The organism is Synechococcus sp. BDU 130192 (genome assembly GCF_963876085.1).
In the GTDB taxonomy this organism is placed as follows: domain Bacteria; phylum Cyanobacteriota; class Cyanobacteriia; order Cyanobacteriales; family MRBY01; genus MRBY01.
This window is the reverse complement of record NZ_CAWNNO010000004.1, coordinates 1-23586: the sequence shown is the minus strand read 5'-3', so window position 1 is coordinate 23586 and position 23586 is coordinate 1. Positions and strand designations below refer to the sequence as shown.

General features: G+C 51.6%; 20 protein-coding genes. 11 read left to right on the top strand and 9 right to left on the bottom strand.

Going from position 1 to position 23586, the window contains the following annotated elements; translation table 11 throughout:
• Nucleotides 1-21: 21 nt before the first annotated feature.
• The 4 genes from AACT35_RS01795 to AACT35_RS01780 all read right to left on the bottom strand — a co-directional run bounded on the left by AACT35_RS01795 (nucleotide 22) and on the right by AACT35_RS01780 (nucleotide 3770).
• A complete protein-coding gene (locus AACT35_RS01795; protein WP_012307995.1) occupies nucleotides 22-966 on the bottom strand; it encodes an AAA family ATPase in 945 nt (314 codons plus the stop codon).
• Nucleotides 947-1942 carry a bifunctional riboflavin kinase/FAD synthetase gene (locus tag AACT35_RS01790; protein ID WP_012307994.1) on the bottom strand — a complete coding sequence of 332 codons (996 nt, stop codon included), beginning with the start codon at nucleotides 1940-1942 and terminating at the stop codon, nucleotides 947-949. Before AACT35_RS01790 ends, AACT35_RS01795 begins: the two co-directional genes overlap by 20 nt.
• Before the next feature lie 41 nt (nucleotides 1943-1983).
• A complete protein-coding gene (locus AACT35_RS01785; protein WP_099238410.1) occupies nucleotides 1984-2889 on the bottom strand; it encodes an MBL fold metallo-hydrolase in 906 nt (301 codons plus the stop codon).
• 227 nt (nucleotides 2890-3116) lie between these two features.
• Nucleotides 3117-3770, bottom strand: coding sequence for a lysophospholipid acyltransferase family protein (locus AACT35_RS01780; RefSeq protein ID WP_099238408.1), 654 nt, complete (start codon nucleotides 3768-3770; stop codon nucleotides 3117-3119).
• Nucleotides 3771-4235: 465 nt separating this feature from the next.
• Here AACT35_RS01780 and AACT35_RS01775 point away from each other — a divergent pair, with 465 nt between their 5' ends.
• Nucleotides 4236-4574 carry a DUF1830 domain-containing protein gene (locus tag AACT35_RS01775; RefSeq protein WP_030006887.1) on the top strand — a complete coding sequence of 113 codons (339 nt, stop codon included), beginning with the start codon at nucleotides 4236-4238 and terminating at the stop codon, nucleotides 4572-4574.
• Between the two features lie 130 nt (nucleotides 4575-4704).
• Nucleotides 4705-6075 carry an FADH(2)-oxidizing methylenetetrahydrofolate--tRNA-(uracil(54)-C(5))-methyltransferase TrmFO gene (trmFO, locus tag AACT35_RS01770; RefSeq protein ID WP_099238406.1) on the top strand — a complete coding sequence of 457 codons (1371 nt, stop codon included), beginning with the start codon at nucleotides 4705-4707 and terminating at the stop codon, nucleotides 6073-6075.
• A gap of 170 nt (nucleotides 6076-6245) precedes the next feature.
• Here the strand turns inward: trmFO and gltB are convergent, their stop codons facing one another.
• Nucleotides 6246-10880: a glutamate synthase large subunit gene (gene gltB, locus AACT35_RS01765; protein ID WP_099238404.1), complete on the bottom strand. Its 4635-nt coding sequence runs from the start codon at nucleotides 10878-10880 to the stop codon at nucleotides 6246-6248.
• Nucleotides 10881-11319: 439 nt separating this feature from the next.
• Between gltB and AACT35_RS01760 the strand changes: the two genes are divergently transcribed.
• Nucleotides 11320-13107, top strand: a complete 1788-nt coding sequence (locus tag AACT35_RS01760) for a phosphodiester glycosidase family protein (protein WP_099238402.1) — start codon at nucleotides 11320-11322, stop codon at nucleotides 13105-13107.
• A gap of 34 nt (nucleotides 13108-13141) precedes the next feature.
• Entirely contained in the window at nucleotides 13142-13489 is a 348-nt protein-coding gene (locus tag AACT35_RS01755; RefSeq protein ID WP_099238400.1) for a c-type cytochrome, read from the top strand.
• On the opposite strand, the gene AACT35_RS01750 is transcribed toward AACT35_RS01755, so the two are convergent.
• The gene (locus AACT35_RS01750; protein WP_099238398.1) at nucleotides 13486-14988 is read right to left on the bottom strand and encodes an MBOAT family O-acyltransferase; all 1503 of its coding nucleotides are present in this window, start codon (nucleotides 14986-14988) and stop codon (nucleotides 13486-13488) included. The genes AACT35_RS01755 and AACT35_RS01750 overlap by 4 nt on opposite strands.
• A 49-nt stretch (nucleotides 14989-15037) precedes the next feature.
• Nucleotides 15038-15868, bottom strand: coding sequence for a BMC domain-containing protein (locus AACT35_RS01745; protein ID WP_012307985.1), 831 nt, complete (start codon nucleotides 15866-15868; stop codon nucleotides 15038-15040).
• A gap of 110 nt (nucleotides 15869-15978) precedes the next feature.
• Here AACT35_RS01745 and AACT35_RS01740 point away from each other — a divergent pair, with 110 nt between their 5' ends.
• Nucleotides 15979-17058, top strand: coding sequence for a RuBisCO accumulation factor 1 (locus AACT35_RS01740; RefSeq protein WP_099238396.1), 1080 nt, complete (start codon nucleotides 15979-15981; stop codon nucleotides 17056-17058).
• 152 nt (nucleotides 17059-17210) lie between these two features.
• On the top strand, nucleotides 17211-17411 hold the full coding sequence (locus AACT35_RS01735) for a hypothetical protein (RefSeq protein ID WP_012307983.1): 201 nt from the start codon (nucleotides 17211-17213) through the stop codon (nucleotides 17409-17411).
• Nucleotides 17412-17501: 90 nt separating this feature from the next.
• Here the strand turns inward: AACT35_RS01735 and AACT35_RS01730 are convergent, their stop codons facing one another.
• Nucleotides 17502-18173, bottom strand: coding sequence for a pseudouridine synthase (locus AACT35_RS01730; RefSeq protein ID WP_099238394.1), 672 nt, complete (start codon nucleotides 18171-18173; stop codon nucleotides 17502-17504).
• Here AACT35_RS01730 and AACT35_RS01725 point away from each other — a divergent pair.
• From AACT35_RS01725 to AACT35_RS01705, 5 genes are all read left to right on the top strand, one after another.
• Nucleotides 18161-18475 carry a hypothetical protein gene (locus AACT35_RS01725; protein WP_099238392.1) on the top strand — a complete coding sequence of 105 codons (315 nt, stop codon included), beginning with the start codon at nucleotides 18161-18163 and terminating at the stop codon, nucleotides 18473-18475. The genes AACT35_RS01730 and AACT35_RS01725 overlap by 13 nt on opposite strands.
• A gap of 350 nt (nucleotides 18476-18825) precedes the next feature.
• The gene (locus AACT35_RS01720) at nucleotides 18826-20166 is read left to right on the top strand and encodes a helix-hairpin-helix domain-containing protein (protein ID WP_099238390.1); all 1341 of its coding nucleotides are present in this window, start codon (nucleotides 18826-18828) and stop codon (nucleotides 20164-20166) included.
• A 47-nt stretch (nucleotides 20167-20213) separates the two neighbouring features.
• A complete protein-coding gene (locus AACT35_RS01715; RefSeq protein WP_012307979.1) occupies nucleotides 20214-20906 on the top strand; it encodes an NUDIX hydrolase in 693 nt (230 codons plus the stop codon).
• Between the two features lie 65 nt (nucleotides 20907-20971).
• Nucleotides 20972-21751, top strand: a complete 780-nt coding sequence (locus tag AACT35_RS01710) for an MlaE family ABC transporter permease (RefSeq protein ID WP_099238388.1) — start codon at nucleotides 20972-20974, stop codon at nucleotides 21749-21751.
• A gap of 81 nt (nucleotides 21752-21832) precedes the next feature.
• Entirely contained in the window at nucleotides 21833-23302 is a 1470-nt protein-coding gene (locus AACT35_RS01705) for a TM0106 family RecB-like putative nuclease (RefSeq protein WP_099238386.1), read from the top strand.
• Nucleotides 23303-23311: 9 nt separating this feature from the next.
• On the opposite strand, the gene AACT35_RS01700 is transcribed toward AACT35_RS01705, so the two are convergent.
• Nucleotides 23312-23586 (bottom strand): MnhB domain-containing protein (locus tag AACT35_RS01700; protein WP_339374579.1); only part of this gene is annotated, 275 nt, incomplete at its 5' end.

Sequence of the window (23586 nt, the reverse complement as noted above, 5' to 3'; positions counted from 1 at the left end):
ACTAATCTTAACACGGTGTTTTTAGGTCGTTGGCAAACTGTAATCGCTATTGGGCGTTGAAGGATCAGTAATTGTCGCCACCAAAGTCTTGATCACGTCCTTCGCGCCTTTGCCACCAGTGACAATCACCCGATGGGCTAAAACAAACGGTGCAAGGTATTTGATGTCATCGGTCGTAATGAAATCTCGATCCGCCAAGAACGCATAGGCCTGGGCCGCCCGTTGGAGAGCCACCGTGCCCCGGGGACTCACCCCCAGAATAATCCCTTCGTAATTGCGAGATTTTTGGACAATTTTGACGATATATTCCTGGATCGATTTTTCGACGTGGATTTGATTCACAAGACTTTGGAGTTCACGCATCTCCTCTAGGGAAATACAGGGCTTGAGTTCCTCTGGGGCAATGCGGGATTGGTGGAGTTGGAGCATATCCACCTCCTCAGAAAAGCCAGGATAGCCGAGGGTAAGCGAAAGAATAAAACGGTCCATCTGGGCTTCTGGGAGCGGAAAGGTGCCCTGGTATTCAATGGGGTTCTGGGTCGCAATCACGAAGAAAGGTTTAGGCACTTTACGGGCTTCACCATCGACGGTCACTTGTTGCTCTTCCATCACCTCAAGAAGTGCGGACTGGGTACGGGGGGTGGCCCGATTAATTTCGTCGGCGAGGAGGACATTGGCAAACACAGGGCCGGATAAAAATTCAAATTCGCGGCTACTGGGGTTCCAAATGTTGGTGCCTGTAATGTCACTGGGCAAGAGATCGGGGGTGCATTGAATCCGCTGAAAGCGGCCATTGACGGAACGGGCGAGGGATTTTGCTAAGAGGGTCTTGCCGACGCCGGGGACGTCTTCGAGGAGCACATGGCCGCCACTTAACATCGCCACAAGGACAAGACGAATGGCATCCTCTTTACCGACGATGGTTTTCGAGAGGTTATCGGTGAGGTCACGAATGCGTTCTTTCATGCTGATTGGAGGTGGTGGTGAGCAGGGTACGGGCGCGATCGCCATCCTGGTGAATTTGATTTTGGAGGGCCTGGAGGGAGGCAAATTTTTGTTCTGGACGCAGGTAATGGAGGAGATCCACCTTCAGGTTGGCCCCATAGAGATCCTGGTGATAATCCAAGAGGTGCACTTCCACCGTCGGCAGGGCAGTGGTTGTGACCGTGGGACGACACCCAATGTTTAGTATGCCCCATTGGGCGGTGGGCAAAACATCGCTGGTGACTTGCACCGCATAGACTCCGTATTTCGGTAAAAATTTCGTCGCTTCTCCCTGGAGATTGGCGGTGGGAAAACCGATTTGACGGCCTAATTTTTGACCATGGGTTACGGTGCCTTGGAGGGAATAGGGACGACCGAGCAGTTGATTTGCGTATTGAATTTGCCCCGTCGCCAGGGCTTCGCGAATGGCAGAACTGCTAATTCTTGTTTCGGCTTCCCGGCACAGGGGCGTGATATGAACATCAATCCCAAAGCTTTTGGCGATCGCCTGGAGATCAGTGGCACTGCCACTCCGCCCCCGACCAAAGGAAAAATCACTCCCGACACTAATGGACTGGGTTTGTAACTGTTTGACGAGGATTTCGGCGACAAACTCCTGGGGAGAGAGGGCCGCGAGTTCCCGGTCGAAGGGGAGCAATACCAATTGTTCGATCCCAAACTGCGCCAGAAAGGCTTGTTTCTCCGGGAGGGGCGTGAGGAGATGTTGGGGGTTCCCAGAGAAAAACTCCCGGGGGTGGGGGTCAAAGGTGACAACGGTGGCGTGGATTTTAGGAGAATTTGAAAGGCGATCGCCTACCACAACCCCTTGGGACAGCGCCCTTGCTTGGGTAACAGCCGGGGCAATGACCCGCTGGTGTCCCCGGTGAACCCCGTCAAAATTGCCCAGGGCAATGCAAGTGGGTGTTAACGCTTCAGTTGTTGATGAGATTACCCGCACGCTTTACAGTCCGAAACATTTGACCGTATTTTATACCGATATCAGACGGATAGTGCTTGGGCCGACCCAGGCAGCCCAGAATTTCCTTCTCCGGAGGCTTGCAAAATAATGGTCTTTCCTTCTTGGGCGATCGCCGTTCGGGGGAAAATAGCCTGGGCCGCTGCTTGGACGCCATCGAGGAAATCATCACCATGGCTTGGATCATGGTGAAACAAAATTAATTGCTTAACGTTGGCGGCCTGGGCCACCTTCACCGCCTCTTGCCAGGTACTATGGCCCCAGCCCACTTTGCTATGGTGCGGATCATGATATTCCTCGTCCGTGTAGGTCGCATCCATGATAAGGACATCGGCCCCCTGGGCGAGCCGTAGCACTTGATCATCGAGGCGATCGCCGTAATGTTCCGTGTCTGTGATGTAGGCGACCCCCAAACCTTGCCAATCGACCCGATAGCCCACCGCGCCACCGGGATGATTCAAAGGCCCATTGGTGACTCGTACTTCTCCGAGGGACACCGTTTCCCCCAGGGCTAAGGCAACAAAGTTTAGCTCCGCCCGCATCACCTGGAGAGGCACCGGAAAGTTGGGATGGAGCATTTGGTCATGGAGCCGTTTTTGAATCGGGATCTCGTCGTCCGCAGTGACGCCATAGATATTGAAACGATTTTGTGGCTGAAAAGCGGGCGTAAAAAAAGGAAACCCCTGGATGTGATCCCAATGGGAGTGGGAGAAAAATAAATGGGCAGCAATCGGTACCGATTCAGCGACCAACGCTTCACCCAGCAGGCGCAGTCCCGTACCGCCATCAAAGATTAGGCGTTGATTTCCCGCGCACATCTCTACACAGGAGGTGTTGCCCCCGTAGCGGACGGTTTCTCGCCCGGGGCAAGGAATACTGCCACGCACCCCCCAAAACTTGATCTTAAATTCCGTCTGGGCCTGGGCCATGGCTCGTAAATATTACGTGAACATTAAATGAATTGACGTGGGAAGGGGGTCTTGCCTGAGATCGTTGGTTTTTGGCGATGCTAAGACTGCCCTAGAGCTTCGATGCGACCAGCATTTCTATTGGTAAAACAAGCAAGATAGTAAGAATAGCTACCGTTAGACTAACAAACCCTGCCATCGATTTAGGGGGTTTGCATCACTTACGTAGCGTGATTTGGATCACCAGATCAACGACCTAGGTGGTGCAGTTGATTAATAACCTCGGTACAGGTTTGGGTTACTTGGTTCAGGGATTCTTTTTTCACGGCCGGGGGCGGGGCGATCGCCTCACCAATGCGCACGGTTAAGGGTACCGATTGGGGCATTTTCTTTCCCTTGACTAAAATTTTCTCAGTGCCCCAAAGACTAATGGGTAATAGGGGAACCTGGGCTTTCGCCGCAATGAGGGCTGCACCAGGTTTAGGATCGGTGATCGTACCGTCTGGAGTCCGAGTGCCCTGGAGAAAAATACCTACGCCCCAACCTTGTTCGAGGGCTTTGATCGCCGCGCGGATCGCCCCCCGATCCCCAGCTCCCCGCTTCACTGGGTAAGCGCCATAGAGAGTGATCGCCTGCTTGAGAATTGGCACCTGAAATAATTCTTCCTTCGCCATAAAAGCCACCGGACGACAGAGGCAATTGGATAAAATCGGTGGGTCAAAGTTACTGGCATGGTTACTCACCGCGATAAATGGCCCCTCCCTGGGCACATGTTCAACTCCATACACCCGGCCCCGAAAATACGTCCGAAACACCGGGTTCACAAAGCCCCATTTAAAGGCACGGTAAAGAATCAGGCTACTCAAAGGCTCCCTGACGCGGGGAGATTCTAACTCAGGCATGGTGAAACAAGCGGCGAAACAACGGATTTGATCAGTCGATATTACCGCGATCACCGGATCGATACCTAGACTCTCGGGACGAATTCAGAGAATTTTCACCTTCGTGACCTGTGGTGAGGGAATTCCTGATGATTTGTCGAGTTTTGCCCATTGGCTTTCGTCTTGGCCCCAAGCGTTATTTTGTAGCTTAAAGAACTTAATTTTTTCTTAAGATTCTTTTGGGGATCCAGAAACACTTTTAAGAATAAGGTTTTATATCAAAAATTGTTACTTAAATTACAAAAGAAAAATTCGGAAAACATCTTGCCAAAATGCGAATAGATAAAGAAATATCAAACTTTCAAGAAGAACTATTTTGCTTAGCTTATGTCTTTGTAGTAGACGTTACAACCATTGGGGATCAATCGATGTTAGCTTATCATCGAGAGATATAAAAGACTATTTAAATATTTACCCAGGAATCCCATGGCTCAAATTCTTGATCCCATCCCAAATGATGACAACAAAGCTCTACTTTGCTGCTATGTAAATGCAACCAGTCAAATTCAAGTTGCGCGTATTACAAATGTTGAAGATTGGTATTTTGAGCGGGTTGTTTTTCCCGGGCAACGGCTAATGTTTGAAGCCCTCCCCCAGGCGATCTTAGAAATTCATACGGGGATGATGGCGAGTGCTATTTTATCGGACACGATCCCCTGCTATCGTCTGGCAATGCAAGAAACTGGCTCGGAAACAGATGAACCAGAGCCGGCCCCGGTAAATCAAGATATTCCTGCGGCTAGACCGGTGGCGATCGCCCCCTAAGTTTTTCCTTAAATTTTTGCCACGAGCCATCCTCCGGGGTGGTTTTATTTTGTCTTCCCCCATCGTTAAACCCCAAAGCCAAAATGTAAGATAGAATACCGCTCCTAACTCTATTTGACCTTGACCGCCCATGACTAAGACCCTGCCTTCTGTAACTGTAATTGGTGGTGGCCTCGCTGGCACAGAAGCCGCCTGGCAAATTGCCCAAGCCGGGGTTCCGGTCACGCTCTATGAAATGCGCCCCGTTCAAAAAAGTCCAGCCCACCATACCGCCGACCTCGCTGAATTGGTTTGTAGTAATTCTTTTGGGGCGGCCTCCAGCGATCGCGCCGCCGGATTGCTTCACGAGGAACTTCGTCGCCTCCAATCCGTGATCATCAGCACCGCCGATCAACACCGGGTTCCTGCGGGGGGAGCCTTAGCCGTTGACCGGGGCGTTTTTAGTCAAGATCTCACCCAAAAGCTTGCCGAACATCCCCTCGTCACCTTTCGCCGGGAACCCCTAGACCAAATCCCCAGCGAAGGAATTACTGTTTTAGCGACTGGGCCTCTGACCACCGCTGCCCTCGCCACAGAACTGCAACAATTCACGGGCTTGGAATATATGAGCTTCTTTGATGCCGCCAGTCCGATTATTGTTGGTGAAAGTATTAACCAAGACATTGCCTTTCTCGCCTCTCGCTACGACAAGGGAGAAGCTGCCTATCTCAATTGCCCGATGGATCCAGCCCAGTACCAGGCGTTTTGGGCTGCCCTTTGTGAAGCAGAGCAAGCAGAATTGAAAGATTTTGAACTGGAGACCGCGAAGTTTTTTGAAGGCTGTCTTCCCATCGAAGAATTAGCCCGCCGGGGTGAAGATACCATGCGTTTTGGCCCCCTAAAACCTGTGGGTCTTTTTGATGCCCGCCTTGGAGATTTTCGCGCCCCCGAAAATAAAGGCAAACGTCCCTATGCAGTGGTGCAATTGCGCCAAGAAGATAAACAAGGTCAACTCTGGAATATGGTGGGTTTCCAAACCAATCTCCGTTGGGGCGAACAAAAGCGGGTGTTCCGGATGATCCCTGGGTTAGAAAATGCTGAATTTGTCCGCATGGGCGTGATGCACCGCAATACGTTTTTAAATTCCCCTGAGTTACTCGAAGCAACGCTTCAATTTAAAAAACGCCCGACCCTCCTCGCCGCTGGCCAGTTGATTGGCACCGAAGGTTATACAGCAGCAGCAGCAGGGGGATGGCTCGCCGGAACCAATGCCGCGCGGTTAGCCCAAGGATTAACGCCTTTGACCTTGCCGGAAACCACCATGATGGGCGCTCTCTTCGAGTTTATCCACAGTGCTTCTCCCAAGCATTTTCAACCGATGCCCCCCAATTTTGGGATTATTCCGCCCCTAGCAGAGCGCGTACGGAGCAAGAAAGAACGGTATGGCGTTTATCGCGATCGCTCCCTCACTGACCTGGAGCAATGGCGGGAAGAATCTTGTCGTCCAGCCGCCTTGGTCTAATAACGTCACAATGTCCGTCCCCCAGGTTCACCAAGATTTTTGACTCAGCAAGCGTACTTGAATGGTGCGCTTTTTTTTGTAGATGGAAGGGTAGGCGATCTCCAAAAAAAATCCCCCGATGATTACCGGGAGATTTACGGGTTAATTAGGCGTAATTCACATAATTCGCATTAAACAGAAGTGAGTTGCTTTGCCGCCGCATTAACATTGGCTTCAGGGCTATCAGCCTCAGAAGGAGGAACCACTTGCCAGAACTGGGGTAAATAGCTAGCCCAATTTGCAAGAATTGCTTTGGCTTTCGGGCTACCGGTTTTCTCGGCGTGGGCTGTGATCAAATCCTTCAATTGTTTTTCCCCTGCTGCGGTACCGACCCGTTGAATGTTCACAATCTCTGTATTCATCTTTTCGGGGAGAGTGTTGTGTTCATCGAGAATGTAGGTGAGGCCACCGGTCATCCCTGCGCCCACATTACGACCCACATCACCGAGCACCACAATTACGCCACCGGTCATGTATTCGCAACAGTGGTCGCCAGTACCTTCAACAACGGCTTTACCTTTTGAATTCCGCACCGCAAAACGTTCGCCCGCACGACCATTCGCATAGAGGGTGCCCCCAGTCGCCCCGTAGAGACAGGTATTGCCGATGATTACGTTATCTGCCGCTGCATATTGGGACTGGGTTGGGGGAACGATGATAATTTCACCGCCATTCATCCCTTTACCCACGTAGTCGTTGGCTTCCCCTTCGAGGTGCATGGTCATTCCCAAGAGATTAAAGGCTCCAAAACTTTGACCAGCAGAGCCTTTGAAGTTGAATTTGAGTTCTCCCTCAAAACCTTCATTGCCGTACTGCTTGGCGATAAAACCGGAAACCCGGGCACCGACGGAGCGATCAGTGTTGATGATCTTGATCTCTTGACTCAGGGAGCCTTGTTCACGGATGGCCTGTTGGACCGCCGCATTTGCCAAAATCTCATCGTCTAGGACAGGGCCATTACTGTGCACATCACCGTGGTTTAACCAATCGCGATTGTCGCGGACATCGGGCAGGTTGGTCAGGCAATCTAGGACGAGACCACTGGTCTTCGTGAGCTTGACGTTTTCACGGGGCTTGAGCAAATCGGCGCGGCCAATAATCTCATTAAGACTCCGGTAGCCGAGTTTGGCCAAGATGGCACGAATTTCTTCGGCGATGAAGTAGAAGAAATTAACCACGTGCTCAGGAATGCCCTTAAAGCGATCGCGGAGGCGCTGTTGTTGGGTTGCGACCCCGACGGGACATTGGTTAGTGTGACAAACCCGCGCCATAATACAGCCTTCGGCAATCATCGCAATGGAACCAAAACCGTATTCTTCGGCCCCCATGAGTGCGGCCATGATCACATCCCAGCCGGTTTTTAGACCACCATCGGCCCGGAGGATGACGCGATCGCGCAATTGATTATCCATGAGAGTTTTGTGTACTTCGGTCACACCCAATTCCCAGGGGCAACCTGCGTGCTTAATGGAACTGAGGGGCGAGGCACCAGTACCACCGTCATGGCCAGAAACCATAATGACATCGGCATTAGCCTTGGCGACCCCAGCGGCAATGGTTCCAATGCCAATTTCGGCAACCAGCTTTACGGAAACCTTCGCGGCAGGATTGATCTGATGAAGATCGTAAATTAACTGGGCGAGATCCTCGATGGAGTAAATATCGTGGTGGGGGGGCGGGGAAATGAGGGTCACACCGGGCTTAGAATTCCGCAGCATCGCGATGTATTCACTGACTTTTTTGCCGGGTAGTTGTCCCCCTTCGCCAGGTTTTGCCCCTTGGGCCATCTTGATCTCTAGCTGACGACCACTCATTAAATATTCAGGGGTCACCCCAAAGCGGCCGGAGGCAATTTGTTTGATGGCAGAGTTGGCGGTGTCGCCGTTGCGCAAGCCGTGGAGATGGGGCAAGGTGGGGGAATCACCGCTCGCATTCACATCGTCGAGGATCTTAAAGCGCACGGGATCTTCGCCCCCTTCGCCGGAGTTGGATTTGGCACCGAGGCGGTTCATGGCGATCGCCAAGGTTTCGTGGGCTTCCCGGGAGAGGGAACCTAAAGACATTCCACCGGTGCAGAAGCGTTTGACGATACTTTCTACGGACTCGACTTCACTGAGATCAATGGCTTGGCGATCGCTCTCGAAATCAAGCAAATCCCGGAGTGCCGTCGCAGGGCGATTTTCTAGATAATCCTGATAGTTGCCGTAGTGATCAAAGGCTTCCTGCTGATCGTCGTTGTAAGCTGCCACCGCCTTATGGAGGGCCTTGGTCATTTCAGGGGAATTCATGTGATATTCACCCCCCTTGCGGTAATTCACAAAGCCATAATTGGCCAGTTTACTGCCGGAAAGTTCAGGGAAAGCACGACTATGGAACGCAATCCCTTCCTGGGATAGGTCGGCGAGGGTCATGCCACCCACCCGGGACGTGGTGCCCTTGAAGGCAACATTGATCACTTCCATGCCGAGGCCAATCGCTTCAAAGATTTGGGCACCATGGTAGGACTGGAGCAGGGAGATCCCCATCTTGGACAGAATTTTTAGTAGCCCCGCTTCAATGGCATGGCGATAGTTGTCCTGGGCTTTTTCGATAGTCATGGCCGGAATTTGCTCAGCGGCCATTTGCTTCTGGACCCGGGGAATATGCCACCAGTGACGGACGGCTTCAAAAGCGAGGTAAGGACAAACGGCAGAAGCCCCATAACCCACGAGGCAGGCAAAGTGATGGGTACTCCAACATTGGGCCGTATCGACCACAATGGAGGCACTCAAGCGGAGGCCAACGCTGATGAGGTGGTGATGCACAGCCCCCACTGCTAGGAGGGGCGGAATAAAGCTGTGGTCTTGATCGACAGTGCCGTCGGTGCGATCGCTCAGGATAATAATTTTATTGCCAGCCCGAACGGCAGCTTCCGCCGCTGCACAGAGGCTTGTGAGGGCACCCCGGAGACCATCGGGGCCATTGGCGATCGCATAGGTCGTTGCCAAGGTCGTGGCCCCCAGTTGGCTATCCCGGACCCGTTGCAGTTCTGCTTCGTTGAGGACGGGGCTATTCAGTTTGAGCACCTTGGCATCTTCGGTGCCGCAATCCAAGAGATTACCCCGTTCGCCGAGGTACATATTCAAGGACATGACCAGGCTTTCCCGCAGGGGGTCGATGGGGGGGTTGGTGACCTGGGCAAAGCGTTGCTTAAAGTAGTCGTAGAGCAGACGGGGCTTGTCGGACAGTACCGCCAGGGGAATATCATCGCCCATGCAGAAGGTCGGTTCTTTGCCCATCTCCGCCATGGCATTGATGATCATCTCGACGTCTTCGGCGGTGTAGCCAAAGGCCGTTTGGAGCCGGAGCAGATCGGTTTCGCTTTGCTGGCGATCGCCAACGAAATCCTGGGATTCGAGGACTTGACGATTTTCCTTGAGCCAGGTGCCATAGGGTTGGGATTCAGCAACCCGCTGTTTGATTTCCCAGTTTTTGAGGAATTCTTGGGTTTGAAAATCAACGGCGACCATCTGGCCAGGGCCGAGACGACCCTTTTCCACAATATCTTCGTCGAGGACATCCACAACCCCCGCTTCCGAAGACACAAGAATATAGCCGTCCTTGGTGATGCAATAGCGGGCCGGGCGTAAACCATTCCGGTCTAGGGTTGCGCCGACGGTTTTGCCGTCACTGAATACGAGGAGGGCCGGGCCATCCCAAGGTTCTTGCATACCCGCGTAGTAGTCATAAAAATCGGTGATTTCCGGGTGTGCTTTGAGGCTGGGTTGATTTTGGTAGGCTTCTGGCACGAGGATCATCGCCGCTTCCATCGGCGATCGCCCAGCCCGAACCAACAGCTCCATCGCACTGTCTAAATTGAAAGAATCACTATTATCGGTATTGACAATCGGGTGGAGGGCTTCAATATCATCCTTGTCCCAACCGGGAATTTCGAGGATATTTTCCCGGGCCTTCATCCAGTTGATATTCCCGATGAGTGTATTGATTTCCCCGTTGTGACCCAACAAACGCATCGGGTGCGCCAGAGGCCATTTAGGCATGGTATTCGTGCTAAAGCGACGGTGGTAAACCGCAAATTCACTCTTATACAGCGGGTTGGTTAAATCCTTGTAGAACTTACCCAAGACTTCTGACTGTACCATGCCCTTATAAACGATAGTGCGACAGGACAAAGTACACACATAGAAAACATCAGTGAGGTGCTTCCCAATTTCCGAGCGGGCAATATAAAGGGCTTTATCCAGTTCATCGCCAGTTAACCCCTGTTCCGAGACCACAAACACCTGCTTCATCTGGGGTTGGTTTTCCCGCGCCTGAATACCTAGGGTTTCTGGGGCCACAGGTACATCCCGCCACCCTAAAATTTTAAATTGACGACGGGTTAGCACATCTTCAACTAACGCTTTTGCCGCTGCACATTCTGCTTCAGCCTGGGGGAGGAACACCATCCCAACGCCGTAGGTTTCGGGGGCTGGCTGGGTAATCCCTTCCGCTTGGAACCATTCAGCAAATAATTCGTGGGGCAACGCCGTCATCACCCCTGCACCATCACCGGATTCACGGTCGGCGGTACAACCACCCCGGTGCTCCATGCAGCCGAGGGCCGTCAGGGTTTGTTCAATTAATTTATGGGTTTTGCGACCATCTTTATAGGCCAAAAAGCCAACACCACAGGCATCCCGTTCTTCCACAAGCCAACGGGGACCGGTGTAGTAGTTTGTTGTTTCTTGATGATTGTTTTGGGAGAAGGTGCCTTGATGGTTCATTATGTCTCGGTCCATAGGTTAGGAATTTTAGGGTAGAAAAAACCTGGTGTGCTGTGGAGAGGGGACGTATTTTTGGGGACGACTGGCCTCTACACGAACCCACTGGAAATGCTTGACTAGAAATCTCCGTTGGGCTTATTTAGAATAGCGATATTTTGTCGGACGTCAAGTTTTGGGGACGATGATCTCTATCCACTGCTGATCATTCGTGGCTTTGGGCAGGATTTTAGCGACTGCATTTCCCCAGGGGATGACGTTAACGCTCTTTAATTTTTAACTTGACAAAATCTGCGCTAAAGACAGCGTAGCAATATTATAGGAAATAAATTCATTTAACAATAGGGAATACCGTTAAAGGGCAGTCGTTTGGGGGGCGTGAAACATTTCCCCTGGGATAAAGTCAGTGTTTGTTGATGTTGTAAGGAAAGAGTAGGCTTTGATGGGATTACGTCGTTGGCAATGGTTCTTGGGGACAGTGGGTTGTTTTGGGCTGAGTTTTGGGACACCTAATTTGCTGGTGGGAGACTTGGCAAGTCCGCGGGCGATCGCCAATCCCGTGAGCCTTAATACCCAAATCCAAGCCAAGGGCAGTCAAATTCGCCTCAATGGTCAAACCCTCCGGGGAGCCTGGGCTCAGTGGTCAGAAAATGGCACGGTGCGTCTGGGGATTGAGTCGATGACCTTGGAAAAAACCCTGGGGATGGAATTGGGGAATGGCCTCGATTTGGGACAGCAACCAGTCACCTGGTTTGACAATACTCCCTACCAATTGCCGATTCGCTTTGCCGCTCCCTACCGTTACCTCGATGTGACCGCTTTGGCCGCAGCGCAACGGTGGCAGGCCCGGCCCAACGGCAATGTCCTTGAGCTGACGACGCCTAAGGGGCAAATTTTGAGTGTCCGCCAGGGGCAACAGACCTGGGGCACGCGCTTGGTCATTGATCTAGACCGGCCTGTGCTCTGGCAAAAGGTGAGCCCCACAAAACTGCGGCTCCAGAGTGGTTATGGAGTGACGGCCCAACGGCTTAGGGCGCAATTAACGGCGAATGCACTGCCGTTTACCCTCAACGATAGTAACGGTTTAACGGAACTGGTGTTTAAAGCGGGGGCTCCAGAGATCCAGGTCTTTAGTTTGGCGAATCCACCCCGTCTAGTGGTCGATTTGCGATCGCAACCAGAAAATCAAAATCGGTCTGTGCAATGGCTCCCTGGGGTGCAGTGGCGACAGGAAAATTTTGCGGCCAGTTCTGGGCCTGTGCGGGTGACTTGGCTCGAAATTGACCCGGCCCAACGGCAACTCCAGCTCAAGCCAATCACCCCGGATAACAACACAATTGTGGGGTTAGCGCCCCTGTTGATCCAGGCAGACACCAATCAGGCGATCGCCGCCATTAATGCGGGCTTTTTTAACCGCAATAACCAATATCCCCTGGGAATTGTCCAAGGCAATCGAGCTTTACGTTCGGGGCCGATTCTCAATCGGGGGGCGGTGGCCTGGGATAATGCGGGCCGCTGGGAATTTGACCGCCTCAAGGTCGAAACCGATATTGTTGCGGGCAATGGTGAACAGGTCGGGGTTGAACTGATCAATAGCGGCTATGTGAAAGCCGGGGCCGCCCTGTATGACCGCGCCTGGGGCAGTCGTTACACCACAGCCGTTGATAATGAAATTGTGCTGACGGTGATGACCTCCGGGGGCCGCGACCAGGTCATTCGCCAGGAAACAGCGGGGAAAGCGGGCCAAAACAGTTATGAAATCCCCCAAGGTGGTTATTTGTTGGTCTTCCGCTCCTTTCGCACCGGGGCAGCCAAATTTCCCGTGGGGGTGACCCTAGAACGGCGACCCAGATTTACCCCCAATAGTTTTGCGACGTTACCAAATATTGTCGGTGGTGGGCCGCTCCTTCTGAAAAATGGTCAGGTTGTTCTCAATGGCCAGGCAGAACAGTTTAGTACGGCCTTCAACATTCAGTCAGCTTCCCGCAGTGCGATCGCCAGAACCCGAGACAACAAAATTCTCCTGGTGACCCTCCATGGGGCAGCAGAAGAAACGGCAGGGGCAACCCTCAACGAATGGGCGAATATTCTTCGTCGCATGGGGGCCACGGATGCCTTGAATTTGGATGGGGGCGGATCTTCGGCCCTTGCCCTTGGTGCTAATTTAAGCGATCGCCACCCCACTACCGCCGGACGGGTTAACAACGGTATCGGCTTGTTTTTAGAATAGAACCGACGCACACTAATCCCTGCCCGAATTACCGATGAATAAACGCCTTGTCCAAGTCATTGTCTTTGTGATGATCGTTCTGTTGCTGGTGCCCCTCCTGGCAACCCCTGCCTTTGGTGCTGATCTCGACCAGGGCGCCCAGATCTTTGAAGCCCATTGTGCCGGCTGTCATCTCAATGGTGGCAATATCGTCCGGCGCGGCAAAAATCTCAAAAAACGGGCCATGGCGAAAAATGGCTATACCAACCTGGCGGCGATCGCCAATCTTGTTACCCAGGGGAAAGGCAATATGTCCGCCTACGGTGACAAACTCAGCCCCGAAGAAATTCAGGCCGTCTCCCAGTACGTTCTCCAGCAATCCCAAACCGACTGGAAATCCTAAAAATCAAAGTAAATGTAAGGAATATTCCCCTCTGGCCCAAAAATCAAAATACCGTAGAAACAGAGGGGGATCAGCGCCACTTTAAGGCCCCAATTCAGTTGCAGTTGCCATTGGCGTTGCACTAGATATGCGCCTCCCATGCCCAATAGGAGCAAACCCAACAGCACCAAAAAATCAGGTCTTGTTAAACCAAGCCCCTCCAAATAAATTTTTTGGGTAAATTGCAGATCCCCTGGATAATGCCACAGATGCCGCAAAAGCAAGACAGCACGGGGGCCATCTGGTAAACGGAAGGGAATCCAACTCAAAAACACGAACACCTGGGTCAAGAGCCATGCCCCCAGTATTCCCGGCAGCGACGCCCAAAAATTCTCTAACCACAGCCAACGATTCGCAAACCATTGTCCCAATCGATGAATCCCTAGGCCCAAACCGTGGAGACAACCCCAGAGGACATAACCCCAGGCGGCCCCATGCCACAGTCCAGCCAAAAACATCACTACAAAAAGATTGGCACAGGTGCGCCCCAGACCTCGCCGAGAGCCTCCCAGGGGAAAATACAGATAGTTGCGTAGCCAATCGCCTAGGCTGATATGCCAACGTCGCCAAAATTCTGCCAAACTCGTTGAAAAGTAAGGGAAATCAAAATTTTCGGGGAGCTGAAAACCGAGCAACTTAGCACTGCCCAGGGCCAGATCCACATAGCCGCTAAAGTCAAAGTAAAGCTGGAGGCCATAGGCCAGGACAAAAAGCCACAGATCGCCGCTGCCTGCCCGTTCGAGGTTGTTGGCACAGAGTTCCACAAAAACCCCCAGGTTGTCCGCAATGAGGACTTTTTTTACCGCCCCACTGGCGATGAGCCATAGCCCTTCGACCCCTTCGTCGAGTAATAAGCCTGCGGTTCTACGGCTTTGCCCAGAAAAGATATGAAAGCGAGTAATCGGCCCCGACAGGAGTTTAGGAAAAAATAATTTATAGCTGCTAAATGTCAATAGGGACTGGGCCGCGGGCGCCCCCCGGTACACATCTACCAGATAGGCGATACATTCGAAGGTGAAAAAGGAAATCCCCAGGGGCGCGATCAGCGTTTCTGGGAAGGCGATCGCCCATTGCTCTAGTCCAGGCCAGGGCCAGAGCCACGCTAGATTCTCCAGGGTAAAAGGAATATATTTAAACCCGAAGAGTACCGCTAGATTTAGAAAAATACCTAAGCCCAGCCAATACCCAGGCTGCCATTGCCACAATCGAAAAGCTTGCCGCAAAGACTGGGGGCGATCGCCCGCTGGGCCTTGGCGCACGAGGAGTTTACCCCAAAAAAAGTTCAAGGCCGTCAGACCTACCAGCAACGGTAAAAATTGCGGTTGTAGCAGGCTATAAAACAAGACACTAGCCAGTAGCAGCAGCCAGCGTTGCAAAGGCGGCCAAAACCGTCCCAAACCCCAATAGCTCACCACCGTTCCCAGGAGGAAACAGCCATAGCCGAAGGATACCAGCCTCATTGGTTCGTTAAAAAAACATCAGGGTCACCATAGCAGCCCTGTCTCAGAATTAATAGCCCTGGCCCGGATCAAAAGGTTCTACAATTTCGACTTCAACGGCCTTTTCAATTTCTGGTTCCGCCTCAATGACCAAAGGAGCCGACACGGGTTCTAGTTCCGGTAAGGCGATGCGCTGGGGTGCTTTTTCTTTCACAAGGTCTGGCATTGGTTCTGCCTTATCTAGCCAGTATTCCGCCACCGGTAACGTGTGCTCTAAATCTTCTAGCAGTCGCGGAATAATCATCACCGCGTGGAGCTCACCGATCCGTTCTGCTTCGTGCATCCCCGCATCAATGGCCATCGCTACGTTGGAAACAGTCCCGCGAATAATCGCCGTACACAGCCCATCCCCGATGGTTTCATAGGAGGCCAGTTGTACATCAGCGGACTTTAACATCGCGTCGGCGGCCCCCACCATCGCCGGAAAACCACGGGTTTCTAGGAGACCGATAGAACGATTACTCAAGCGACTATAGCCCCGTTGCTGTTGGGCAATTTCTGCCAAGTGACTCCCAATGGGAAAAATGGCTTCGAGGTTTGGCAACGGTCGGGGAATGACTAATTTAGAAACGTATTGATCAAACTGAGCAGCGGTGCGTGCCCCCTCTTCGACGGCCAGGCGGACATCTGCTGTTTTCCCCCGAACCACGGCTGTACAGTAGCCGCCCCCAGTTTTTTCATAGCCGACAAGGGTAACTGCCGCTGACTTGAGCATCATGTCCGCAGTGCCCACAATTGCCGGAAAGCTCTTAGTGGAAACGAGTCCCAAGGCACAATCTTGAAACGGATGCGCACGGTGGGGTGCTTGGCGGAGGGGTTGCCGACGGGCAGGAAAATTCATAGGAACTGGGGGAAGGATCGGTTTAGAACAGTCTCGCTTTATGATTAAGTTTATCGGGCAAATACTGATTTACCTATCATTTTACGTTATTCCACTTTTGATTCGGCTTTATGATTGGACAACCGCAATCTCCAGAACACAAACTCTCCCCTGAAGAAACGGACGCTTTATTCCGGTCACTGCTCCACAAGGAAGGGACTTGGGTCGAGTGGGGCATTGGTTGCCAACAACTCCAGCAGTCAGGCCATAGCGCCCAGGAAATTTTTGAGCAGACAGGTTTCCAGACGGCCCAGCAAAATATGATCATTGTGGCGGCCCAGGTGTACCAAAGCATCGCAGGTAGTGGTGTGCCCGAAGATCTGCTAGCCTATTGCCGTGGCCCCCGTTCTGATGTGCTGTATGAGCTACGGATCTTAAGTCATAGCCAAAGGGCGATCGCCGCCCAGGTGTGCCAGGCCAAAAGCCTTGAATTTGATGGAGCAAAGGAACTGGCCCGGGCGATGCAAGAGTTTGCCCGCTTACCCCAAATTCCCGATGGTTTCACGGAACACCCTGGGGATGCCGTTGCCTACCAAGCCTGGCGCTCCGCCAAGCAAAAAAAAGATTTACAAGACCGCACCCGCCTCATCGCCAAGGGGTTAAAATTTGCCCATTCTGCCACCGTCCGGCAAAAAATCGAGCAACTCCTCAGTGACCTCACCACCAGCCCCACCAAGGCGGCCCCGCTCCTCCCCCTCTACCGTTACGACGAAGACACCAATGTTCCCCTGCTAATTCCGGTGGCGGGATCTTTACCGTTAGAAAGCGATCGCCTGTTGAGCGTGCCTCCCCTCAAGCAAGCGTCTCCTTTTAATCTCGTGACAGTTGCCGCAGCGACAAGTCTGGTGCCGCTACCCAGTTGGCAAAATGTGCTGACAGCGGGAGATCCGGTAGTGATCTTCCACCAAACCGATCAACTGCCCCAGCCCATTCCCGGTAAGCCGGAACCCGTTTTGATTTTGCTCGATCGTCAACAAACTGTTTGGAATGACAACAGCTATTTTGCGGTGGATGCCGATGGTAAGGTGGAATTGGGTTGGTTTGCCGAAGCACCGATCGCCAAAATTTTAGGCCAAGTCCTCTTGGTGATGCGCCCGAAAAAAATTCTCGATGAGAATAACCTCCGGGAACCCTGGCAAATGGACGATTAAGCGCAAAAAATGCTGCTTTTGCCCGAATTTCTCTCTATTTAGCGCCAAAATTTTTATCTAGAAATTTCCCCTAACGGTGTACTAGATAGCATTACTTTTCTGGGCGATTGCGTTACAGTATGAAGTATAGAGCGTTATTCCTGAGGTGAAAAATGCCGCACTCGACCACTGCCTACACTGAAGCATCCCCAGATCACGCCATTTGGGACAGCCTGAAGCAGGCGATCGCCCGCAGTTCTGGTTTCAAGCGCTGGTATGCAAACCATTGCGAAATCCTCGCCCTTGAGAACCTCAGCGTCGATCAGCAAGTCACCATTTACCTCAAGGAAACCCTGGAGACCCTCGCTTATTAAGCGCCCCTCTCAATAGGGATCTGGTGGGCAACTACCAGCAAATCTTCAAGTTTCGTTATTCGTTCCAAACATCTTTCAAAATCAAAATAGTCAGCGGCGTTTTCCCTTCGGTTTGCGGCTGGCTGTTTTTTTGTGGGGCGATCGCTGGTTTGGCTTGGCTTTTTTTACCAGGTTTTGTAAGGCTCCAATCTCCGCCGTCGTTAAAGGCCGCCATTCCCCCGGCCCCAGACCAGTGAGGGTTAATTTCGCTGGCCCTGCACCCATGGCGACGCGCATAAGGCGTAATGTGGGGTGGCCCACTGTGGCGGTCATGCGGCGCACCTGACGATTTCGCCCTTCCGTTAGGGTCAGTTCTAACCAGGCTGTCGGGACATTTTTCCGGAACCGGATCGGGGGTTCTCGTGCGGGGACGGTTGGCTCAGGGGTCAAAAGATTGGCGATCGCCGGCCGCGTTTTTTTCCCTTGCACCATTACCCCCTGGCGCAACTGTTCTAAAGCCTGCCCGTCCGGAATATTTTCCACCTGTACCCAATAGGTGCGGGGGTGGGCAAATTTCGGTTCGCAAAGATAATGCTTCAAAGGAGCATCATTGGTCAATAATAAAAGCCCTTCGCTATCCAAATCCAAACGACCCACAGAATAAATATCTGGCACAGGCACAAAATCCTTCAACGTTTGCCGCTGTGACCCTTGGGGGCTATTATCAGTAAACTGACAAAGGACGTTATAAGGCTTGTGGAGCAAAACGTATGAGTGCTGCATTAGAACAAGAGATGACTACTAACATCATGCCCGAAGTCACCTCCCAGACACCAGAAAAAATCCAACTTCAGGAAACCCAACCCAGCCCCCTTGCGACTGCCCCGGCGGTGGCTCCTGAAACAAAAGCAGGGGAAAGTCCTCTCCTTGGCTTACTTTTGCTAGTGCCCTTTATTTTTCTGATTTTGATTGCAGCCGTTGTCGTTGAGCGCCTGATTAAATGGGGTTTGCGAAAATTCTTTGCAAATCAAACCTCTCCAGCAACTTCAATGCCGTCGTCTCCCTTTGCCATCTCCCGTGGCTGACCCCCATTTTTGTTAAAAACGAAAAGTTTTCATGGAGTCACCCTCTCTCTTTTTTAAAGATTAGAAAAAGTTTGTTTATGATGTCGCCATAGCAATGCTTAAAATTTAAAGCCAAACTATCGAAAAAGGGAATTTTTTATTGCCTTGTGGCTTGCGCAAACTAAAAAATAGAACAATTGGCCCTTTGTCCTCTGTGACTCCGTGAAAATGCGGAGACTTACTTTACAAAAAAGATGAAGTAACGGGATCAAGTGGGTCGCTGTCGGCTGAAAGTGTGCCAAGACAAAACTGAAAAATATGACTTTTTTTATATAGAATAGGGTTGATCTCGACCTAAGGTTCTCGCAGTTTTGGTTAAAATCATTCGCCGTAAGTTCATTGGCCATGCGCCGACCTATGATATTGGACTCAGTCAAGACCATAATTTCTTATTGGGTCAGGGTCTTATTGCGGCTAACTGTTTTAATAAATCCCACTCAACGGCCTATGCCTACGTCACCTACCAGACTGCTTACCTGAAGGCGAACTATCCCGTTGAATACATGACGGCACTGCTCAGTGCCAGCAGTGGAAATAAGGATAAAGTCCGCAAGTACCGAGAAAATGCCGAGCGCATGGGTATCCTGGTCTTGCCACCGGATATTAACGAGTCAGACCTGGATTTTAAGCCCGTAGGTCAAGGGATTCGTTTTGGTTTGTCAGCGGTTCAAAACCTTGGTGAAAATGCGATCAATGCCATTTTAGCGGCCCGGGAAGCGGGGCCTTTTTTAAGTTTGTCTGACCTCTGTTCTCGGTTAGATTTGCGTGTTGTGAACCGCCGCGCCCTAGAAACTTTAATTACCTGTGGTGGACTGGATTCACTCCATGATAATCGCCAGGCAATGCTGAAGGGTCTGGATTTAATGATGGATTGGGCACAGTTGAAAGCGAAAGAAAAGGCCAGTGGTCAAACGAATTTATTTGAAAGTCTGGGAGATACGGCAGCGGCATTTGATGAAGCCCCTGTGTTACCCAAAGTGGCTGATTTAACCTTAGAAGAAAAGCTCCGGCAAGAAAAAGAATTGCTGGGATTTTATGTTTCTGAACATCCTTTAGAAAAGCTGCGGTCAACGATTTCGCCGATTTTATCGCCCATCAGTCTCACGGCGATCGCCAATCACATCAATAAAAAAGTCAGCGCCGTGGCGATCCTCACGGACATGCGCAAGATTTTTACGAAGGCCAATAATGAGCCCATGGCCTTTATTCAATTAGAAGATATTTCGGGTCAAGTAGAAGGGATTGTCTTTCCCCGCACTTATCAGAAAGTTGAGCAACTCTTACAGCTTGATAGCCGTGTCATTGTGTGGGGCAAAGTGCAACAAAAAGAGGATCGAACGCAACTGATTGTGGACGATCTAGAACCCATTGAAGAGGTGCGAATGTTGATGATTCGCCTCTCTCCGAGTGAGCTTCATCACACCCAAAGTCAGCAGCGACTGAAGCAAATTTTGTCACAGCAGGCTGGGGATAAGAAGAAGCGGGGGCGGATCCCGGTGATCGTGATCGTTGGGAGGGGCGGCGATCGCACCTTTATTCGCCTTGGGCAAGACTATTGGGTCGAGGACGATCACCAGGCCCTCTTGGCACTCCGACAGGGGGGCTTCCGTGTCTACCGCGAAAACCTGATTCCCCAGGCCCAAGCGAGCTAACCATTACTTCTACTTTTTAAAAGAAACCCATAAAACCCATAAATCCTATGTCTTACACTTACGAATATCCAAAACCGAGCGTTACCGTTGACTGTGTTGTTTTCGGCCTCGACGCCACCCATACTCTGAAAATGATGCTGATTCAGCGGGGCGTTGAACCCTTTAAAGGGGAATGGGCCTTACCGGGGGGTTTTGTACGCCTTGATGAATCCCTCGAAGAAGCAGCCATGCGCGAACTCCGGGAAGAAACGGGCGTCGAAAAAATATTTCTAGAGCAGCTTTACACCTTTGGGGCTCCGGATCGTGACCCCCGCGATCGGGTGATTACCGTGGCCTACTATGCTTTGATTAATCTAGAGGATCATCCAATTCATGCCCAAACGGATGCTGATGCTGTGGCTTGGTTTTCGCTGGATGAACTGCCCAATGTTGCTTTTGATCACCAGCAAATCATTGATGTGGCGACCCAACGGCTCCAGGGTAAACTCCGCTATGAACCCATTGGCTTTGAGCTGCTGCCGCGCAAATTTACCTTGACCCAACTCCAAAAACTCTACGAGCAGATTTTAGGAACCCAATTGGATAAGCGGAACTTCCGGCGCAAAATCCTTAAAATGGATCTCCTGATTAAATTAGATGAGTTGCAAACTGGGGTCGCCCACCGCGCGGCACGGCTGTACTCCTTTGATGAGGCTAAATATCAACGGCTCAAGGAGGCTGGCTTTAATTTCGAGCTTTAAGGCAGGTTTGGAGATCGTTCAGTTTGTCAGAGTCGCATCATTTTGAAGGCGATCGCCAAAAGTAGATGGAACCCATCGAGGAAAAACGCGATCCGAGTCTCTGGTATCGGCTTTACTGCGCAGGCTTAATGCTGGGCCAGGTGCTATGGCGTCTCCTGCGCGGGAAACTCCGGCGTGACCAGATCACGGAACAAATGCTAACGGCGGGACCGAAGGCGTTGGTGCCAGTGCTGCTGGTCGCTTTTTTTGGGGGCATGATCTTTACGATCCAAACTGCAAGGGAACTCACCACCTTTGGGGCCGAAAGTTTCGTCGGGGGGGCGTTTGCGATCGCCTTTTGTCGGGAACTGGCCCCGATTTTGACCGCGAGTATCATTGCGGGCCAGGTGGGGTCGGCCTTTGCGGCGGAATTAGGCTCGATGAAAATCACCGAACAGATCGATGCTCTGTATATGCTCCGGTCTAATCCCGTTGATTATCTGGTGATGCCCCGGGTGGTGGCCTGCTGTTTGATGTTGCCGATTTTAACGGTCTTTGCCTTGGTGGTGGGGGTGATCGGGGGTACCGGAGCCGCCTATCAGTTCTATGATCTTGCCCCCATTAATTTTTTAACGTCTGTACAAACTTTTCTCCAGCCCCGAGACCTGATTAATGTCGGCGTCAAAGGGATTCTTTTTGGGCTATTGGTGGGGATTATCGGCTGCAGTTGGGGGCTGACCACCATCGGCAGTACGCAGCAGGTGGGTCGCTCTGCCACCTCAGCGGTGGTGACGACTTGGATCGGTATCTTTATGTTGGATTTCTTTTTATCGCTCCTGTTGTTTCACCAATCTCCTCTGGGTTAAAGGAGTCCGCAAAGATTTACTCAGCCTGAGGTCAGGGGGATATGTTATTTTCCAAGGAGATTCTTTTATTCCGAGTGCTACATGTTACTGAGCGATGATCTGTTGTTGAATTTTAAGCGGTGTGAACGTCGGGCTTTTTTAGACCTTCATGGCGATCGCACTGAGCAGACATCGGAAAAAGATTTTCTCCAAAAATTACGCAAAGAAAACCAGCGCCAAATTCAGGAATATCTGGGTCAACGCCCCTACCACGAACCCGCCGCCGCCGATTGGGAAACCTGTGCCGCCGAAACAGAAGCGCTGATGGCCGCAGGGGTCGAATGCATTTATCGGGGGGTCTTACTCTATCACTTCGACCAATGGCCCGGTACCCCTGTTGAACAGTTAACCCTGGTGGGGAAACCCACGGTTCTCTTGCGACAGGCTGGCCCTTCCCGCTGGGGTAACTGGCATTATCGACCGATCAGCGTCAAATTAGGCCAAAAACCAAAGCCAGAATACAAGCTGGTGGCAATGTTCCACTCTTTTCTATTGGAAGCGATCCAAGGGCGATCGCCCCGCTTAACCCAACTCATTTTGCGGGCTCGCCGGCCCCACCGTGTTGACGTAGACCTCTGGGCCGACAAACTCCAGGAAACGATCACCGACTGCATTAATCTGCTATTACCCGAATTAGAGCCGGAAGTCTTTATTTCCCGGCAACGCTGTCACCTCTGCTCTTGGCACAACCATTGCTATGCGATCGCCCAGGCCGATAACCATTTATCCCTCGTGCCCGGTGTCACCCCCAACCGCTACGAATCCCTCCAGGGCATCGGCGTCAATACCCTCGAATCCCTCGCCCAAACCTCCCCCAAACACCTGGGCCAACACCTAGGCGCCGATATCGCCATGCAACTCCAACAACAGGCCCGGGCGATTGTCCACCAAGAAGTTGTCTGGCGCATCAACCGTCCCAACAAAACCCAGCCTATTCCCCAGGGAAGCGTCGAACTTTTTTTTGATATCGAAGCAGAACCCGACCGCAACGTTGATTATCTTCTGGGGGTGTATCTGGTCGATCGCCAAAACCAAAAGGAAAAGTTTTACGGTTTTGTGGCAGAAACTTTGGAAGAAGAAGGCAAAATTTGGCAAGAATTTGTGGCATTTGTCACGCAATTTCCCGAAGCACCGATTTTTCATTTTTCCCCCTACGAACGGGACACCCTCAATCGCCTGGGGAAAAAATACGGCACACCGCCCCAGCAACTCCAAAAAATTGTGGGTCGCCTGATGGATATTCACCAATGGGTGACAAAATATCTCGTGTTTCCCGTAGAAAGTTATTCTCTCAAGGCCCTGGCCAATTGCCTCGGCTACCAATGGCGCGAACAGGGGGTCAGCGGCGATCAAACCGTATGCTGGTATGACCAATGGTTAGAAACAGGCAATCGCCAATTATTAGAGGCCATTGTCCGCTACAACGAAGATGATTGTCGGGCAACCCATCACCTCAAACAATGGATCACCAGCTTCCTAGAATCCCAGCAAAAAACCATGGTTTTACGTTGATCCCGTGGGTTACAGTAAACCGCGATAGCGAATAAACATTAAAATCGCCGCCCAAGAACCCAGGGCAACCTTAACCGCCACGATGATATTGAGGATCGTGATCCAACCACCACTAAATAACGTGCCAAATTCACCGTGGGGGAGCTGGAAGCCCATCAGGGACAATGCTGCTAAGAGAAAAAAGACCAGTACCGAAATTTTTTCGAGAATCGCTGCATTCCATTTTTTATAAATGGCATCCATCCATTGGGGCGAAGAGACGATCGCCACCAAACCAATGGCCG

Bases quoted from the DNA above. Each gene is read 5' to 3' on its own strand.
- AACT35_RS01795 (WP_012307995.1), bottom strand. From the start codon at position 966: ATGAAAGAACGCATTCGTGACCTCACCGATAACCTCTCGAAAACCATC.
- AACT35_RS01785 (WP_099238410.1), bottom strand. From the start codon at position 2,889: ATGGCCCAGGCCCAGACGGAATTTAAGATCAAGTTTTGGGGGGTGCGT.
- AACT35_RS01780 (WP_099238408.1), bottom strand. From the start codon at position 3,770: ATGCCTGAGTTAGAATCTCCCCGCGTCAGGGAGCCTTTGAGTAGCCTG.
- AACT35_RS01775 (WP_030006887.1), top strand. From the start codon at position 4,236: ATGGCTCAAATTCTTGATCCCATCCCAAATGATGACAACAAAGCTCTA.
- trmFO (WP_099238406.1), top strand. From the start codon at position 4,705: ATGACTAAGACCCTGCCTTCTGTAACTGTAATTGGTGGTGGCCTCGCT.
- gltB (WP_099238404.1), bottom strand. From the start codon at position 10,880: ATGAACCATCAAGGCACCTTCTCCCAAAACAATCATCAAGAAACAACA.
- AACT35_RS01760 (WP_099238402.1), top strand. From the start codon at position 11,320: ATGGGATTACGTCGTTGGCAATGGTTCTTGGGGACAGTGGGTTGTTTT.
- AACT35_RS01755 (WP_099238400.1), top strand. From the start codon at position 13,142: ATGAATAAACGCCTTGTCCAAGTCATTGTCTTTGTGATGATCGTTCTG.
- AACT35_RS01750 (WP_099238398.1), bottom strand. From the start codon at position 14,988: ATGAGGCTGGTATCCTTCGGCTATGGCTGTTTCCTCCTGGGAACGGTG.
- AACT35_RS01745 (WP_012307985.1), bottom strand. From the start codon at position 15,868: ATGAATTTTCCTGCCCGTCGGCAACCCCTCCGCCAAGCACCCCACCGT.
- AACT35_RS01740 (WP_099238396.1), top strand. From the start codon at position 15,979: ATGATTGGACAACCGCAATCTCCAGAACACAAACTCTCCCCTGAAGAA.
- AACT35_RS01735 (WP_012307983.1), top strand. From the start codon at position 17,211: ATGCCGCACTCGACCACTGCCTACACTGAAGCATCCCCAGATCACGCC.
- AACT35_RS01725 (WP_099238392.1), top strand. From the start codon at position 18,161: ATGAGTGCTGCATTAGAACAAGAGATGACTACTAACATCATGCCCGAA.
- AACT35_RS01730 (WP_099238394.1), bottom strand. From the start codon at position 18,173: ATGCAGCACTCATACGTTTTGCTCCACAAGCCTTATAACGTCCTTTGT.
- AACT35_RS01715 (WP_012307979.1), top strand. From the start codon at position 20,214: ATGTCTTACACTTACGAATATCCAAAACCGAGCGTTACCGTTGACTGT.
- AACT35_RS01710 (WP_099238388.1), top strand. From the start codon at position 20,972: ATGGAACCCATCGAGGAAAAACGCGATCCGAGTCTCTGGTATCGGCTT.
- AACT35_RS01705 (WP_099238386.1), top strand. From the start codon at position 21,833: ATGTTACTGAGCGATGATCTGTTGTTGAATTTTAAGCGGTGTGAACGT.